General features: G+C 58.2%; 13 protein-coding genes. 3 read left to right on the top strand and 10 right to left on the bottom strand.

Translation table 11 applies throughout. The features are described 5' to 3' along the window. Positions 1-391 (bottom strand): CoxG family protein (locus IPU70_RS29585; RefSeq protein ID WP_207472701.1); only part of this gene is annotated, 391 nt, incomplete at its 3' end. 173 nt (positions 392-564) lie between these two features. On the opposite strand from IPU70_RS29585, the gene rfbB reads away from it, so the two are divergent. Continuing rightward, on the top strand, positions 565-1,629 hold the full coding sequence (gene rfbB / locus IPU70_RS29580; RefSeq protein WP_088143414.1) for a dTDP-glucose 4,6-dehydratase: 1,065 nt from the start codon (positions 565-567) through the stop codon (positions 1,627-1,629). A gap of 64 nt (positions 1,630-1,693) precedes the next feature. Here the strand turns inward: rfbB and IPU70_RS29575 are convergent, their stop codons facing one another. Next, entirely contained in the window at positions 1,694-3,376 is a 1,683-nt protein-coding gene (locus tag IPU70_RS29575; protein ID WP_207472700.1) for a hypothetical protein, read from the bottom strand. 204 nt (positions 3,377-3,580) lie between these two features. Between IPU70_RS29575 and IPU70_RS29570 the strand changes: the two genes are divergently transcribed. Together IPU70_RS29570 and IPU70_RS29565 are read left to right on the top strand one after the other, a co-directional pair. Then, positions 3,581-4,810, top strand: coding sequence for a glycosyltransferase family 4 protein (locus IPU70_RS29570; protein ID WP_207472699.1), 1,230 nt, complete (start codon positions 3,581-3,583; stop codon positions 4,808-4,810). A gap of 127 nt (positions 4,811-4,937) precedes the next feature. After that, complete coding sequence (locus IPU70_RS29565) at positions 4,938-5,498, top strand: sugar transferase (RefSeq protein ID WP_088143411.1); 561 nt, start codon at positions 4,938-4,940, stop codon at positions 5,496-5,498. Here the strand turns inward: IPU70_RS29565 and IPU70_RS29560 are convergent. The 8 genes from IPU70_RS29560 to IPU70_RS29525 all read right to left on the bottom strand — a co-directional run bounded on the left by IPU70_RS29560 (position 5,490) and on the right by IPU70_RS29525 (position 16,558). Next, positions 5,490-6,872, bottom strand: a complete 1,383-nt coding sequence (locus tag IPU70_RS29560; RefSeq protein WP_207472698.1) for a hypothetical protein — start codon at positions 6,870-6,872, stop codon at positions 5,490-5,492. The two genes, IPU70_RS29565 and IPU70_RS29560, sit on opposite strands and share 9 nt — an antisense overlap. A gap of 371 nt (positions 6,873-7,243) precedes the next feature. Further along, positions 7,244-8,899 (bottom strand): hypothetical protein, encoded by a 1,656-nt coding sequence (locus tag IPU70_RS29555; protein WP_207472697.1) that lies wholly within the window; start codon positions 8,897-8,899, stop codon positions 7,244-7,246. Positions 8,900-9,053: 154 nt separating this feature from the next. Next, positions 9,054-10,436: a hypothetical protein gene (locus tag IPU70_RS29550; RefSeq protein WP_207472696.1), complete on the bottom strand. Its 1,383-nt coding sequence runs from the start codon at positions 10,434-10,436 to the stop codon at positions 9,054-9,056. Between the two features lie 108 nt (positions 10,437-10,544). Then, complete coding sequence (locus IPU70_RS33125) at positions 10,545-11,810, bottom strand: glycosyltransferase (protein WP_143219528.1); 1,266 nt, start codon at positions 11,808-11,810, stop codon at positions 10,545-10,547. A 24-nt stretch (positions 11,811-11,834) separates the two neighbouring features. Beyond that, the gene (locus IPU70_RS29540) at positions 11,835-13,139 is read right to left on the bottom strand and encodes an O-antigen ligase (protein WP_207472695.1); all 1,305 of its coding nucleotides are present in this window, start codon (positions 13,137-13,139) and stop codon (positions 11,835-11,837) included. 122 nt (positions 13,140-13,261) lie between these two features. Beyond that, positions 13,262-14,395 carry a non-hydrolyzing UDP-N-acetylglucosamine 2-epimerase gene (gene wecB, locus IPU70_RS29535; protein WP_088143404.1) on the bottom strand — a complete coding sequence of 378 codons (1,134 nt, stop codon included), beginning with the start codon at positions 14,393-14,395 and terminating at the stop codon, positions 13,262-13,264. Between the two features lie 9 nt (positions 14,396-14,404). Then, entirely contained in the window at positions 14,405-15,511 is a 1,107-nt protein-coding gene (locus tag IPU70_RS29530) for a capsular polysaccharide biosynthesis protein CapF (RefSeq protein ID WP_207472694.1), read from the bottom strand. Beyond that, complete coding sequence (locus IPU70_RS29525; RefSeq protein WP_207472693.1) at positions 15,512-16,558, bottom strand: polysaccharide biosynthesis protein; 1,047 nt, start codon at positions 16,556-16,558, stop codon at positions 15,512-15,514. Between the last annotated feature and the right edge of the window lie 16 nt (positions 16,559-16,574).

Below are 16,574 nucleotides of genomic sequence, written 5' to 3'. Positions count from 1 at the left end.
TGTCGCCGGCCTTGAGCAACATCCCCTCACCATATTCCGCCAGCTTGCCGCCGGTCATGCAGGCGACGGTATAGGCGACCCGCGTGCCTTGGTCCTTGGTGCTGAGATTAATTTGCGCGGTTCCGATGGCCAGGCAGGCGGCGCGGCCCTTGCCTTCGAAGACCAGCGTGCAGCTGTTGTGCGGGTCGACGTCGGACATCAGGATTTCGCCATCGTAGTCCGTGTCGATGCCGGCAACCTTGGCGTGCAGCTTGACGGCGTACTCGGTCGGACTGAGTCGGGCAACCTCCACGCAGCCCGGAATACATCGCTGCAATACGGCGGGGTCGGTCAGAGCATCCCAAGTCTGGTGCTGGGTCGAAGGAATCCACTGGGCATCTGCAATGCGCATGGCTGTCTCCTTGCTTGGTACAGTCCCGTCTTCATTGTGGACCCAATCCGCGCAAAACGCCAATATCCGCCTGATCGGATCAGTAGCCCCATCGAACAGGCAGGATGCGCGGAGTAAAATCATGGCCTCTCCACCGTCCTCGGCCGGTGCTCCTTTTTTTACGCATATTGCCTATGACTATCCTCGTTACCGGAGGTGCCGGTTTCATCGGAGCCAATTTCGTGCTCGATTGGCTGGCGCGCAGCGACGAGTCCGTCATCAACCTGGACAAGCTTACCTATGCGGGTAACCCGCAGAGCCTTCGGGAGCTGGATGGGGACAAGCGGCATGAACTGGTTGTTGGCGACATAGGCGATGCCTTGCTCGTCAACGATTTGTTGAAGCGCCATCGGCCGCGGGCGGTTATCAACCTGGCGGCGGAATCACACGTGGACCGTTCCATATATGGGCCGGAAGCGTTCATCCAGACCAATATCGTTGGCACGTTTCGATTGCTGGAGTCGGTAAAGGCCTATTGGGGCGAACTGGATCCTGCGGCGCGCGCCAGTTTTCGTTTTCTGCACGTGTCGACGGACGAGGTCTATGGCTCATTGCCCGTGGATGGCGATGCGTTTACTGAAACGCACCGGTATGAACCCAACAGCCCATACTCGGCGAGCAAGGCTGCCAGCGACCATCTTGTGCGTGCATATCACCACACCTATGGCTTGCCGTTACTGACGACGAATTGCTCCAACAACTATGGTCCCTTCCAGTTTCCGGAGAAGCTGATTCCCCTGGTGATCGCCAACGCGCTGGCCGGCAAGCCTTTGCCGTTGTATGGCGATGGCCGGCAAGTGAGGGACTGGTTGTACGTGAAGGACCATTGCAGTGGCTTGCGCCGGGTGCTGGAGGCAGGCCGCGTGGGTGAAACCTACAACATCGGCGGTTGGAACGAGCGTCAGAACCTGGAAGTGGTCCAGGCAATCTGCACCTCGCTGGACGAGTTGCGGCCTCGGGCGGACGGCGTTTCATATAAGCAACAGATCGCGTTCGTCAAGGATCGGCCCGGCCATGACCGTCGTTATGCCATCGATGCATCGAAGATCAGCGATGAGCTGGACTGGCGCCCAGTGGAAACATTCGCCACCGGTCTGAGCAAGACCGTGCGGTGGTATCTCGACAATGCTCAGTGGGTGGAGGACATCGTCAACGGCGCCTACCACCGAAACTGGGTTGACGCGCATTACTCCGAGTAGCTTTCCTGCGGACTGTCCGGCCCGACGTGCTGTTCATCGGGCAGGCCTTCGGGGGGGGCCAGGATCAGTTTGCGGGCGGTAGCGCAACGCAGCAGTACCCGCCCTTGCGGAGGACGTTAAGGCCGGAAAGCGCTGCCGGCAGGTAATTGCACTGAGTGATCGCGCCTGGCGATTCGAGCGCTTGCAGAAAGCGTACGAGCTTGTCGCCAGGCAGATCGCCGCCATACGCCAGTTCTGATACATAGAGCGCGTGTATCGGCCGACGCAGGTGGCTGAACGCGTAGTAGGTCAAATGGTCCACGACCAGATGCGCCGCGCCGTCGCCGCGTATGCCGCATTGGTTCGTCAGTTCCCGGATGGTTTCGCGCCGCTTGTCGAAGTCCAGCGCAGGAACCGACAGCCATTGGTCGGGCACTGTGGCGTCGGGAGGGTCGGAACGCTTCCACACCTCCGGGGCGAGGTACGCGGCGAAGATCGACATGCTGGCCAGCGCGAACAACAAGCATGCGCAGCGTGCAAATTGCAGGCTGGGCCGCACCAACCATCTGGGCGTGTGCGCAGGCAATGCGAGCAGCAGCATCATGAGGACCAGAGGCAAAACCTGTGCGGCGCCGTAGAAAAACCAATATTTGTAGAAAAACAGGTTGGCGCAAAGTCCCACGGCCAAGGCAGCGGCGAGCAGCGCCCGCGGTGTTGCCACTTTTTGGCGCAGCCAGGTTACCGGCAGCCATAGCAAACTGGCGGCCAAAGTGCCAAAAATGGCGACCTCGATCAGGAGTCGGATGATAGGGTTCATCCAAGTCGCCATGGGTGGCACAACCATGGGAGGCAGCCAACCCGATTGGTAGGTCGCGGCAAACATGACATGTTCCGCGATCTTGCCGGGCGCGCTCAACAGATTGCCGACTCCCTCAAGCAAGAAGGCCGCCGGGGCGTGGAACAGCAGCGAGGGATTCAGGAAGTTGCCGGCCAGGGTGGCTTGTACTCCCGGCGCTTCCGGGCAACTGGATAGCGTCGATCCCCAGCGGTATGTGGTGTAGGCGGTCCACACTACGAAGGTGATGAGCAGCCAGCGGATAGCCGAAGAACGGTGTCGGGTCACGAACCACGTCGCGAGCAGCACCGCAGGAGCGAAGAAGATGCTCTTCGGATGTACAAAAAAGAAGGCCGAGGCTACGGGAAAGTACAGCATGGGCCATACCCATGAGATTTTTCCATCGTTCTGCTGGTTCGCCGTGGCCGTCATGCAGAAGAACATCAGGCCCAGGGTGATCCATTGTTCGGGCCGGGCCATCACCCAGAGAAAGGGAAGTGCGCCCAGGGCGGGCAACACCATGAGCGCGGACAGCCGACTCAATGTGGCGCGCGCGTTGTGAGCGCTGCGCCGCGCCCAAAGGCCGAAGCAAGCCACTATCGCCAGCGCCGTGGCGACTCCCGCCAGCCGTAGGCCCAGGGGGGAAAGGTTGCCGTACAGAACGGAAAAAAACGCGGCGCCCGGGTAGAACGCCCAAGGCAGGGGGGAATTGAACACCGCCCGGCATTGAGGAAAGAAGGAGACCAGTATGCCATCAGGTTCGAAGAACCTGGCTTGGCCCCACTTGGTGACAACTTCATCCGAGTACAGCGGCAGGCCCGAACCCGCGATCAGAAGTGTGGCGAAGACGCCAAGAACCAGGAGGGAAAGCAGATCTCCCGCCGCGACCAGGCGGTCTGCAGGCCGGGGCGCCGTACTGTTATTGGCTATCATATGCGCGGAGGGGATGGAGTCACTGGCCTGGCGCGATTATACGGGCGAGGCGAGGGCGCACCACGCCTGCATGCGTGGCGGCTTTCGCAGTACGATGCGTCCGCAGCGCAGAAGCTGGAATGCCCTGAATTTTGTATCCTTGATGAACATCGACATGAATATTGGACGACCCGATTGCCCCATTTCCCTCGCGGGAGGTGCAGTTTGCGCACGTTGATTGTCAGTCAGTATTTCTGGCCGGAGGGTTTCCGGATCAATGAGATCAGCAGCACCTTGGCCGAGCGCGGGATGGAAATCGATGTTCTGACGGGGAAGCCGAACTATCCGGAAGGAAAGATCTATTCAGGTTACCGGATGTTTGGCGTGCAGCGTGAGCAGTTCCACAACGTGAATATCACACGGGTGCCCTTGATTCCCCGCGGCAAGGGGGCGGTCCGCCTGACGCTGAATTACCTGTCGTTTATTTTTTCGGGGTTGTTGTTCGGCCCGTGGCTCATGCGCCGCAAGTCCTACGACGCGGTTTTCATCTGTGCCTTGTCGCCGTTGTTGCTGGCCATACCTGGCCTGCTGCTGGCGAAGATCAAACGCGCGCCGGTGGTGATCTGGGTATTGGATCTTTGGCCGCAGAGCCTGTCGGCGACGGGCCATGTCAAAAACCGCTTTGTGTTGAGCGTGGTCGAGCGGATCGTGCGGTTCATTTATAGCCGGGCTGACTTGATACTTGTCCAGTCGGAAGCGTTTGTCGAGCCGATACGCAAGCTCGCGCCGGGCAAACCCATTGAGTACTATCCCAACTCGGTCGACGACAGTTTTTCGCGGGTGCCCACGGAAGCGCCGCCCGACGTGCCTGGCCTGGACGGCGAATTTGTCGTCATGTTCGCGGGTAATATCGGCGCTGCGCAGGCTGTGGAAGTAATAGTCGCTGCCGCCGCGCTGTTACGCGAGCATCAGGGCATCCAGTTCGTTGTTCTGGGGGGCGGCAGCCGCCGGGAGTGGATGCAGCAACAGGTGGCGGCGCTGGGCCTGGAAAACTTGCACTTGCCGGGCCGCTTTCCGGTGGAAACCATGCCTGCATTCATGCAGCGTGCGTCGGCATTGCTGGTCACGCTGGCTGACCAGGAAATCTTCGCAGCCACCGTTCCCAACAAGGTGCAGGCCTATATGGCGTCGGGCAAGCCTATCCTGGCGAGCCTCAATGGCGAAGGCGGGCGGCTGGTGGAAAAGGCGCAGGCAGGCATCGCAGTCCCTGCCGAGGATGCGCAGGCCTTGGCTGCGGCCATCCGACGCCTTGCCGATATGCCGCAAGAGGCGCGGGCGCGCATGGGTGAAAATGGGCGGCGCTACTACGAAGAGCATTTCAACCATGAGCGGCTGGTGGATCAATTGGTCGAGGTGCTCGAAACGGTATCGCGGGAAAAGTCAAAATCGGCGTGAACCCGCCGTCTGATGCTGTCAGGCATGGGACGCGACGGCCACGCCTCTGTGGCGCCGAAACTTGAATGACAAAGGCGCTCGGGTACGACTGCACCCGGGCACAATATCGAATCTGCTAGAGAAAATTGTGAAGAGAGTATTTGATCTATTGCTCAGCCTGTTTGCCGCACTGGTGCTGCTGATACCGGTGATTATCGTTGCGCTCATGGTCAGGCTTACTTCGCCCGGCCCCGTGCTGTACTGGAGCGACCGGGTGGGCCGCAACAATCGAATTTTCAAGATGCCAAAATTCCGCAGCATGAAAGTGGATACGCCAGCCGTTGCGACACATTTGCTGCCCGATCCCGCGGCATGTCTGACGCCTGTCGGTGGCTTCTTGCGCAAAAGCAGCCTGGACGAACTGCCGCAGTTGTGGAGCATTATCGTCGGCGACATGAGTTTTGTCGGACCGCGCCCAGCACTGTTCAATCAGGATGATCTGATCGCTCTGCGAACCGAGGCCGGCGTGGATGCGCTCACGCCGGGATTGACGGGATGGGCCCAGGTCAATGGCCGCGATGAATTGCCGATCCCCGACAAGGTCCGCCTGGATATCGAATACATGGAAAGGCAGTCCGTATGGTTCGATATCCGCATTCTCTGGATGACTTTCGTCAAGGTGCTGCGCCGGGACGGCGTTTCACATTGATTCGGGCAAGCCTCTTTTTTCAGAGCGTTTGTCCCTGAATATCCATCGCAAGATTGAGTAGATAACCACGGGAATCAAGGTCCAGATCAACCCGTGGTCATAAAAAATGGGGCCCTCGCCGGGAACCTGAGAAAAATGATATCCGGCAACGGCGCCCATGATGCCAAAGGCGCCCACGGTTGCGCTTGCGGTAATCGGCAGGCACGTGATCAGCGCCATGACTATGGACGCACAAACCATGGCGAAGAGTGCAATGGGCCACCCTCCAAGCGAGTAACCCGAGATGTGGACGGCTGCGGGTGCGGTGCCACGCCCTTCGAAGCCGTCGCGGCCGAAGACCCGGGTATAGATGTAGGTGCTGGGGCGACAAGCCGGTCCCACACGGGCCTGAGCCAGGATGCCGCCGCATACATAGCCTTCTTCAGTGAACACCTGATAGTAGAACGGGTACAGGATCGCCATGCGGGTCAGGCCGGAGAATACTGTTTCCGGGGCTCGAGTGAAGGCCAGCTTGGGCGTGTCCAGGGCCTCGCTCAATGCGCGTTTGTCGGGGCGTACTTCTGGCTGCGCAGGGGGGGTTTCCCGTTGGTGTGAGGATATTTCGGGAACACGCGGGTCACCGGATGTGTCCGCATAGCGGAACACATGGCTGGAAATCAGTAGATAAGTCGCGAACAACGCTACCGTGCCGATTGCTGCCTTGAGATATGGCCGTCGTTGGCTGTGAGCGAAAACAGTCAGGATAAGACCGGCCGCAAATACCAGAAAAGGCCATTTCATGTTTAGCAGGACCATGTACAGGGCGACCAGACTCGCCACGACTATGGTCGTAACCCTCCAGAACATTGTCGGCGAGCGTATCCATCGGATCTGCGCGTAAACAGCGAGAAACGGCAGTATGGACATCAGGACCGCCATGGTCCAGAAACGCATTCCACTCAGTATTTGAAATCGAATCTCGACCGACGATACGGCATCGGTGCCCGTGCCGTACAGTGAAAATGCCTTGGCCTGCCACAAATGGTAGCCCACATGAGCTAGCGCGAGACCAGTCACAACCAGATAGTCAATGCGGCGTATTTCGGGGATTCGGTCACAAAGCCGCTGCACCGGCCTTTCCAGAAAACGCCGTATCAGGATGACGATGATCGGCGTCATCAAAAATGGCAAAAATAATAGCAGCCAGTACAGTGGCGTAAAGAGAGTTGGAAAATCGTAAATGACCGCGTAGCTGGGGATTTTCTGCAGTTGGTGACGACCGAACGGCGTGGCAAAAAGTATATTTCCGAGAACTACAGTGAGAAAAAACGCCGCCAAAAAAATAATCGGCGACATATTCCTGATAATCCAGGGGCGTAGCGTGCTTTTTTTCAATCTCTAGTCCATGGCTTGCTTGCTATTTGCGGAGTATAGGCAAACGTCGCCCCGTCGCGTACTGTCCATAAGTCCTAAACTGTAGCGAAGTGTTAGGGTAAGGATGCGCTTCTTGTGCGCCAAAGGCAAGTGGGCGCCAGCGCTAGAGTGCTGGTGGATCGAGCAGTGCGGGGACGGGCAACGGCGCGCGGAGCCGTGGCATGGAGGATATTTTTTGAGACGAGCAGCCGCATGAACCGGCCGCTCAAAGTCTCATGACTGCTTGGCTGCCCGCGATCGCGGGGCAGCCGTTCTCTTGGTCCGCTTTTTTTGGAAAAGCCTTCAGCCCGGAGGGGCTTGGGCGCTAGTATGAACGAATGTACGAGGACAAGTTAGACCTTAGGGCGAGCGTACAGCTTTCGCCAGGCAATATAAATCGCCATCGGAATCAGCGTCCACACCAAACCATGGTCATAGAACAACGGCCCCTCGCCCGGAACCTGGGAGAAATGATAGCCCGCGACTGCTCCCATGATGCCAAGGGCTCCGACCATGGCGCTGGCGCCCGTGGGTAGGCAAGTGATCAAACCGAGAATGACCGAGGCGCAAACCATGGCAAAAAGTGCAACCGGCCATCCTCCGAGTGAATAGCCAGAAATGTGTACGGCAGTTGGTGCGGTGCCTCGACCCTCGAAGCCATCGAGTCCGAAGACTCGGGTGTAGATATATGTGCTGGGACGGCACTGAGGGCCACGGCGGGCTTGTTCGAGAATACCGCCGCAGACGTTACCTTCCTCAGTGAAAATCTGATAGTAGAAGGGATAGAGAATTGCCATCCGCGTGAGTCCGGAGAAAAGGATCTCTGGCGCGCGACGCAAGGCTGTTTTGGGTAAATCAATGGCCTCGTTAAGAAGCTGAGTCCCGCTCTTTGCCGGTGATTGTGGTTCTGGCGTGGAGGCTTGGACAGGCTCCACAGGAGTTTCAATGGGCGACGTCACACGCTGTTCAGGCTGTACTGAGGTGTTAGCGTCGGACTCGATCTCCGGGCGGGTCTGCGCGACCGGTTCCTGAGCGATCGGGGCCTCCTGTGGGGGCGTGGCCGCCTTTTTGGCGTTATCTCGGGAGGTGCCGTTGCTTTTTGGCGGGAGGGCCTTATGGGAATGGCTACTGGCAGCCGGGGCTGCGTTAGCTTGAGGCGCGACAACGGGCGCGGATGCGGCAGGTTCCGGCTGAGGGACGCTCTCGGGTTGGGTGCTGGTTTCGCTGACCGGCGCAAGCTCGAGCGCATCATTGCCAACCGTCGATGAATCGACTTCGGCCACAACCGTAGGAGGTACCGGATCGGCTAGGCGGAATACATGGGTGGAAATTATCAAATAGGTGGCGAATAGGGCCACTGTTCCAGCGGAGACCTTTATATATGGATAGGTCTTGCTATACGCAAAAATGGTCAGGATGAGGGCTGCTGCGAATACGAGAAAAGGCCACTTCATATTCAGCAGGATCATGTACACCGAGACAATGCTGACGACGACGATCGTTGCAAGCACCCAAAAAATCCCGGAGTGGCGAATCCAACGAATAAGGGCGTACACCGCCAGATACGGCAAAATAGACATCAGGACCGCCATGGTCCAGAAGCGAAGGCCTGAAAGAATCTGAAAGCGGATCTCGACTGACGAAACAGGGTCGACACCCGTGCCATACAGCGAGAACGCATTCGCTTGCCACAGGCTGTAACCTACATGGCAAAGTGCGATGGCGGTGAAAACGGTGTAGTCGAGAGGCCGGATTTCCGGGATTCTCGCGCACCACCGATGAATTGGCGACTCCAAGGTGCGACGCACCAGAATGATGATCGGCGGCGCCACGAAAAATGGCAGCAGCAAAAGCAGCCAGTAAAGCGGCGTAAAAATGGTCGGGAAATCATAGATCACCGCATAGTGCGGAATTCTCGCCAACTGTTCATGGCCGAAATCCGTTGCAAACAGCAGATTGCCCATGACGATCGTCAAAAAGAATGCCGCCAGGAAGATGATCGGCGCCATGTTTTTAATGATCCATTGGCGCAAAACATCCGGCTTGGACCGGGAATTCAATGTAGGCTCTTGCAAGACAGACGAGGGCATTGTTTCAAGCGAAGTAGATTTTATGTTGCACGATATCTTCAATAGCGGGTCTTGATGAGCAACCCAACGCAACTCAACCGTGGATGAGATTGGATCCTAATGACCGGTACAGCTTCAGCAGGCAGGCCAGGAGCACTGCAGCGAGCGTGGCGAGCCAAGCGGCGGCCCATCCGGCTGCGGTCCAGTTCATCTGTCCGTTGTAGATGGACGGAGGAGCCAGGAAATGCATGGCCACCAGCACTATCAAGACGAAGGCGATCATTCTATAGTTGATTGTGAACCGTATGGCGTTTGATCCCGTCAAAAGCGTCAAGCAAAAGTACAACAGCGTACTTGCGGCATATGAAATTGCAAAATAGTCGAGCGAATGCGCGCTCGAAGAGTACATGTAGGCAAGAAATGCGACGCTATTGCTGATGGCGGCCAACACGACCAATTGCTTCAGGTGTCCGAGTACCTCGAATTTCTTCTGCGAATAGAGCGCCAGGGTGCTTAACATAATACCGATTCCGATGAGAACCGCCCGGAAAAATGATACGTGCTGCAGGTCAGGCGAAAAGTGCGTCAATTGTATTTTTGCGAATGACGCATAGACGAATATAGCGAACAGAAACAGCACGACCAGAAGCGTGGTCGAGAACCTGATCAGCTGGGAAAGCTCCTCTTCCTTTTTTTCACGGAACAGCCGGAAAATCATGGAATGGGCGATCAGCATGATCGGCATGGAAATGAATCCTGAAATGCCGATCAAGAGGTCTTTCGTGAACGCATAGCCCGCCACGCCCGGCCCTTCCACGCGGCCAAGAAAGAAGCGGTCGGTGTAGCTATTGACCAGCATCAGCGAAAACCAGATGAACATGGGGCCGCCATAGGCCAGCAGCTTGGAATTCTCAAGCGCAGGTTCCTTCGCCGCCAGGCGGCGCTGGCGCTTGCGCAATACGCTGGTAAACCAGGTCCAGTGAATATACAGAAGCAGGGTAATGAGGCCGGCCAGGAACCCCGCGCCATAACCTGCGACGGACACCGCGAGCGAATGGGTGTTGGACAGAATCGCGTAGGCGGCGAACAGTAATTGGGTAATGCTGAGGGTGATCGCGCTGATGACCTGACTGCGCATCCGTCGCTCGGGTTGGAATAGGGCGACGGCTACGTAGAAGAGCCCTTGCGCAGCAGTCAGGAACAAGACGCTCGCGCTTAGGGCCCGATCATGAAACAGCGATAGAAAGATGCCTGAGGTGATCAGGGCCGTCAGCGAGGCCGAAACAATGGCTATCCGCAACACCTGTGTGACGAATGCCGCTTTCCCTTTGCGCAAGGGGAAGTAAAAGATGATCGCGCTGGCAATCCAGCTTGAAGCTATCTGCGCGCCGATCACGCCCGCGGCAATAGCGGCGGAATAGGTTACATAATCGTTGGGCGGAAAGTTCATGTACATGGCGACCATGTACACGATCATGGACAGAGCCGGGAAAACTTTCACTGCGAGGTATAGGAAGAGGCCCCGTATCATGCCAAAACTATTCAGTAAAAAAGAAGGGTCGATGGTTGTCGCGGCTCCCGCATCTCACGGGCGCTCCTGCTGCTCCGAATCCTGAAAAATAGTTCGGACCAGTTTTTTTCCTTGTTGCAGGGCGGTCTTGTGCTGCCGACAGAAGGCGGCTGCGCCCTGCGCGGACAGCTGGGCGGCACTGTAATTCACGCCTGCGTTGCTTCGCAGGCATTCGGCCAAGCCTTCCGCGGTGACGTCATCCAGAACGAGCAGGTGTGCATAGTACTCCTGTGGGATGCCAGGCAGGCGGGAAGAGACCACGGGAACGCCCGTGGCCATGTATTCCAGCAGCTTGGATGGAAAGGAATATTGCAGATAGGCGTCGCCCGGGATGCGCGCATTGACCAGAAAGCTGGCGTTGCGCGACAGCGCCTTGACGTCTTCGGGCGGAATGCTGCCCAGGTAGTGTATGTGGGGGTGTTCGCTCGCGGCCCGGCGGACGGCTGCGTTCATGGAGCCCGCCCCGCATAGGACCAGATGGACCTCGCCGCCCAGTTGCTTGACGGCCTCGATGAGAATGCCTACGCCATAGGGCTCAGCCAGGCCGCCAGCGTAGAAGACAAAGCCCTTGGTCAGCCCGTATTTGTTCAGAATCTCGGCATCTTGCTGGTTCTGTGCTTCATCAGGCGCATCGCTGGCTTCCGCCACGCCCTCCAGGACTGCCGTTCGTTTGCCGCTCCAGGAGGGGCGCGATTGGACCAGTTCGGAGGTGATTCCTATGATGCCCGTCGCCCGGTCGCTCAGGCTCAACACCAGCGATGTGTCGATCCGCTTCAGGAAATTGAATAGGCGGCTGCGTTTGACGCCGACATTCATGTACTGCGGCAGGTCGGGGACATAGATATAGAAGGGGATCCGGAACCACTTGGAGAGGATCGCCGCAGAAAGCACCAGAGGAGTGTGCAGTGAGTACACCAGGATGGCCGAGGGACGCTCACGCTTTTGGCGCAGGCACCGCCAGCCAGCCCTCAGGATGGAGATGGTGCGTGACATGTGGCTGAGAAAGGGCATGTTGATGTAGCCGACAGCCTGGGCTTGCTGTCCGTGGGCGTCGACGCCTTTGAATGCCTTCAGCAAGACGGTACGGTTGCGCGGAAAGATCCGCGCGGGGTACAGGCCGATCGTTTCGACCTCGACGTCGTTTTGCCGCAGACCGTCTACGATCCGTGATTCGAGCTTGCGCGCGGCGTACTGATGGTTCTTCTCCGCCTTGTCGTGCAGGTCGAAATACGCCTGGGGGCAAAAGAAACCCAGGTGCAGCAATCGCTTTTTTTCAGACACGATTTTTTTTTCCCGTTATCGCATTCAGGGTATGGATTTGTGCGCGGAATGCGCGGAGAAACCACTTGGCGCAGACATGGCCAAGAATAACGCGGTCAATGTCGCATAGAGGCCTATGGTGCGCATGCCCCGGAACATCAGTTCGGTGAGGCCGAATGCTGCAAACCCCAGGCAGACGACGAGCCCCATGGCGGCTGCGGATTTGCCGTCCGGGCTGCGTTGGCGCATGCGCCTGAGGAAATAGGCGCCAGGCGCAAGATATATGGCAAGCAACGCTGCAAGCCCTGGCAGGCCGTAGTTGGCCATGGCATACAGCAGGTCGTTGTGAGGCTCGCCAAAGTTTGCCGCAACCGTCGGCGAAACCTTGCCGTGCGCGGCCTGTTCCTGCAATTTTTCAGGGAACAGGCTGCCGCTGCCATTGCCGGTAAGCGGAGCGGCGCGGAACATTCTCCAGGCCGCGGACCATAACTGAAGCCGCGTGCATATGGAGGTGTCAGCCAATTTGTCGTTGCGGCATTGAACGACTTCGTTGGCCGCCAGTTCTACGCGGCTGCGCAAATCGTGATTGGCGTAGAGGACAGCCGCGCAGCCAGCAATGACCGTGACGAATATGCCCGCCTTCAAGACCCAGCGTCGTTGCCCGGCCAGCGCGAGCGCCACCAGGGAAAAGACGGGGACCGCCAGCCAACCGCCGCGGGTCAACGTCAGCGCGAAGGCATAGATCGCCACACCGCCCGTGACAAGTTTTGCGGCGGCTTCAAGCCTGGGCCAGCGTGTTGTGCGCAATCCGAGCGCGAACAGCATGAGCACGCCCAGAAGCAAGGTCAGGTTGCCGTAGGAGACAGCGTTGTACTCCTCGGGCTCTGGCCGCTCGCCAGTGATCCAGGCTAGATGGATGATGGTGATGCTGGCGACCCAGGCGGCTGCCGCGAGGCCCCACAAAGTGAGTTTGAGCCTTTCGCGGTCGATTTGCGCCAGGCTGGCGACGATCAATGCTATCGCCCAGAACCGGAGGCCGCGTTCAAGATCCGACCCATGCAATCTGGCATCCAACAAGGCAGAACTGAGGAGCGGCGTCAGCGGAACCAATGCCAGCAACGCAACCAGCGGCCAGTAGCTATGCCAGTACGGAGTGCAAGATGGTTTGGATTGGCGCGCCGCCAGGCACAGGCCGACCAGGCTGAAGACGCAGGCCGCGTAGAACGCAACGCTGCCCCCGCGGCTAGTGCTGACAGTCAGGACCGGCAGCAAGCCGATACAAAGCAGCAGGGCTACATCGCATGCGTTCTTGACTGCCCGGGGGGACTGAGGAGGCGTGGCGACGTCCATGGAAACAATCCTGGGGCAAATACTGATTGGTAGTGGCGTCGTGCTTGGAAGGACAAACTAACCAGGTGCCGGGGCATTCGGGGGCAGGTTGCCCCGATGCCGTTTGCTCGCCAGCGGTTCGATCAGTATTTTTTCCACACGGTACGATTCACGTAGTCCGTATAGCTATGGATGATCCGCACCACTTTTTCCGCCACGTTAGGCATGCTGTAGTCGGCCACCTGACGCAGGCTGCGCTCGGCTCCTCGGCCCTGCTTCTCCAGGATGGAGAGTCCTTGCAGCACACGGTCCAGCTCCAGGCCGACCATCATGACGGAAGCTTCCTCGAAGCCTTCAGGGCGTTCGTGGGCTTCGCGGATATTAAGTGCGGGAAAATTGAGAATGGAAGATTCTTCCGTGATGGTGCCGCTGTCGGAAAGCACCGCGCGGGCGTCTTTCTGCAGTTTGACATAATCGTGGAAGCCAAGAGGCTTGAGCAGACGCACCAGCGGATCAAACTGCAGCTGTTGCGCGTCAATACGCTTTTGCGTGCGCGGATGCGTGGAAACGATCACGGGCTTGCCGTAAGTCGTGGCCAGGCCATTGAAGATGTCCGCGAGCTTGCGCAGATTGATCTCGGAATCGACGTTCTCTTCGCGGTGAGCGCTGATGACAAAGTACTCGCCTTCGGTCAGACCCAGCCGCGAGACAGCGTCCGAGGCGTCGATCGACGGTGCGTAGTGCGTCAGCACCTCGAACATCGGGCTGCCGGTCTTGATGACGCGGTCCGGAGGGCAACCTTCGGCCAGCAGATATTCGCGGGCAATGCTGCTGTAGGTGAGGTTGATGTCGGAAGTATGGTCGACGATACGCCGGTTTGTTTCTTCCGGCACACGCTGATCGAAACAGCGGTTTCCGGCTTCCATGTGGAAAATGGGAATCTTGCGGCGCTTGGCAGGAATGGCGGCCAAGCAGCTATTGGTGTCACCCAAGATCAGGACGGCTTCGGGCTGCGTTTCGGCCAGAACCTTGTCGACGGCAATGATGACGTTGCCGATCGTCTCGGCGGCGGTGCCTCCCGCTGCGTTGAGGAAATGGTCCGGGCGGCGGACGCCGAGATCACTGAAGAAGATCTCGTTCAGTTCGTAGTCGTAGTTCTGGCCGGTATGGACGATGATGTGATCACAGTATTCGTCCAGCTTGGCCATCACGCGCGACAAGCGGATGATTTCGGGGCGCGTACCAAGGACGGTAACGACTTTGAGTTTCTTGGTCATCTTGGATAATTAAACTTTGTGGCCGATGGTGTCGGGATTCTGCCGGTCGAAGATCTCGTTCGCCCATAGCATGACGACCATGTCGCCCTCGCCGATATTGGTGATGTCGTGCGCCCAGCCCGGAATGGTCTCGACGATGGTGGGCTCGTCGCCGTTGGTGAGGATTTCGAACGTCTCGTCGGTGACGATATGGCGGAAACCGAAACGAGCCGAGCCCTTGATGACCAGAAATTTCTCGGTCTTGGTGTGGTGATAGTGGCCGCCGCGTGTGATGCCGGGGAGTGCGGTGAAAAACGAAAACTGGCCAGCGTCGGGCGTCTTCAGCATCTCGACGAAAACGCCGCGCTGGTCACCGTACTTGGGTACGGTGTACGCGAATTGCGCCGGCTCCAGATAGCTCATGTAGGTCGAATACAGGGCACGCGTGAAGCCGGTACCCACGCGAGGCGTGATGAGCGTCTGGCGGCTTTCCTTGAAACCGCGGATCTCGTCGGCCATGTCGCCGACGGTGGTGGAATAGACCGGTTCGACTTCCACGTACCCGTTAAGACCGGGCTCTTCGGCGAGCAAGGCGATCAGGGCCTTACAGACGTCGTCCACGTACACCAGGCGCACCTTGGCCGCAGGATCATTGATGGCGATCGGCAGGTCGTGCGCGATGTTATGGCAGAAGGTTGCCACGGCGGAGTTGTAGTTCGGGCGGCACCATTTGCCGAACACATTGGGAAGCCGGAACAAGCGCACCGACGAGCCAGTCTGGCGCCCATAGGCCAGCAGCGCTTCTTCGGCCGCCAGCTTGCTGGCGCCGTAGGGATTTTCAAGCTCCGCCTGGATCGAGGAGGTGTAGGCGATCGGCAAGGGGCGCTGGCGCTTGGCGGCGAAATCGATCAGCGACTGCGTCAATCCCAGGTTGATTTCCTTGAACTCGGCAGGATCCTTGGGACGGTTCGAGCCGGCCAGATGAAAGACATAATCCGCTTCCTGGACCATGGCTTCCAGTTGCGCCAGCGTATGCTCGCGCGTGAATGCGAGCACCTCGAATTCCTCGCGTTCGCCCAGCAATACGCGTAGGTTCTTGCCGACGAATCCGTTGGCGCCGGTGATTAGCAGCTTCATTTAGCCCTCGGCTTCGGGGATGTCGTTGCGCTCGATGGCCTGGATGAAATCGAGCTTGCGCAGCAAGGTCACCATGCCGGCCACGTCCAGGCGTTCGGTATTGTGCGAGTTGTAGTCTTCGTATTGCGAAATCTTCGGTTCGCCTTGTTCGACGAACTTGCCGTAGTTGAGATCGCGCAGATCGGGCGGCACGCGGTAGTACCCGCCCAGGTCCTCGGCGGCAGCCATTTCTTCGCGGCTCAACAGCGTTTCATAGAGTTTTTCGCCATGCCGCGTACCAATGACGTTGATCGGATGCTCTGGCTTCTTGAGGATGGCGAGCAGGGCTTCGGCCAGGGTTTCGATCGTGGCGGCGGGGGCCTTCTGCACAAAGATATCGCCGTTCGTGCCATGCTCAAACGCATACAGCACCAGATCCACCGCATCTTCCAGCGTCATCATGAAACGCGTCATGTCGGGATCGGTGATCGTGAACGGCGTACCGGCGCGGAACTGGTCGAAGAAGAGGGGGATGACCGATCCGCGCGACGCCATGACGTTGCCATAGCGGGTCCCACAGATCACGGTGCCCTTGCCGTCGAGGTTGCGCGACTTGGCAACCATCACTTTTTCCATCATTGCCTTGGAGATGCCCATGGCGTTGATCGGATAAACGGCCTTGTCGGTGCTCAGGCACACGACGCGGCTGACATTATTGACAATGGCTGCTTCGAGTACGTTCTCGGTGCCCAGGACGTTGGTCCGCACAGCCTCCATCGGGTGGAATTCACACGAAGGGACTTGCTTGAGCGCCGCCGCATGAAAAATGAAATCGACGCCGCGAGTAGCGTTCAGGATGCTTGTGTAGTCGCGCACGTCGCCGATATAGAACTTCAACTTCGGATTGTTGAAGCGCTTCCGCATATCGTCCTGTTTTTTTTCATCACGGCTGAAAATGCGGATTTCGCCGATATCGGAATTAATGAATTGCTTCAGAACGGCATTGCCGAAAGAACCCGTGCCTCCGGTTATTAGCAAGGTCTTGTCGCAGAAAGTTTTGTTGCTCATGGCTTATATATACTAA

This window comes from Achromobacter sp. SD115 (assembly GCF_017355315.1).
Classification (GTDB): Bacteria; Pseudomonadota; Gammaproteobacteria; order Burkholderiales; family Burkholderiaceae_B; genus Achromobacter; species Achromobacter xylosoxidans_B.
This window is presented reverse-complemented; position numbering and strand designations above follow the sequence as displayed.

Bases quoted from the DNA above. Each gene is read 5' to 3' on its own strand.
- IPU70_RS29550 (WP_207472696.1), bottom strand. From the start codon at position 10,436: ATGATCGTGTACATGGTCGCCATGTACATGAACTTTCCGCCCAACGAT.
- IPU70_RS29575 (WP_207472700.1), bottom strand. From the start codon at position 3,376: ATGATAGCCAATAACAGTACGGCGCCCCGGCCTGCAGACCGCCTGGTC.
- IPU70_RS29525 (WP_207472693.1), bottom strand. From the start codon at position 16,558: ATGAGCAACAAAACTTTCTGCGACAAGACCTTGCTAATAACCGGAGGC.
- IPU70_RS29555 (WP_207472697.1), bottom strand. From the start codon at position 8,899: ATGGCGCCGATCATCTTCCTGGCGGCATTCTTTTTGACGATCGTCATG.
- rfbB (WP_088143414.1), top strand. From the start codon at position 565: ATGACTATCCTCGTTACCGGAGGTGCCGGTTTCATCGGAGCCAATTTC.
- IPU70_RS29530 (WP_207472694.1), bottom strand. From the start codon at position 15,511: ATGAAGCTGCTAATCACCGGCGCCAACGGATTCGTCGGCAAGAACCTA.
- wecB (WP_088143404.1), bottom strand. From the start codon at position 14,395: ATGACCAAGAAACTCAAAGTCGTTACCGTCCTTGGTACGCGCCCCGAA.
- IPU70_RS29540 (WP_207472695.1), bottom strand. From the start codon at position 13,139: ATGGACGTCGCCACGCCTCCTCAGTCCCCCCGGGCAGTCAAGAACGCA.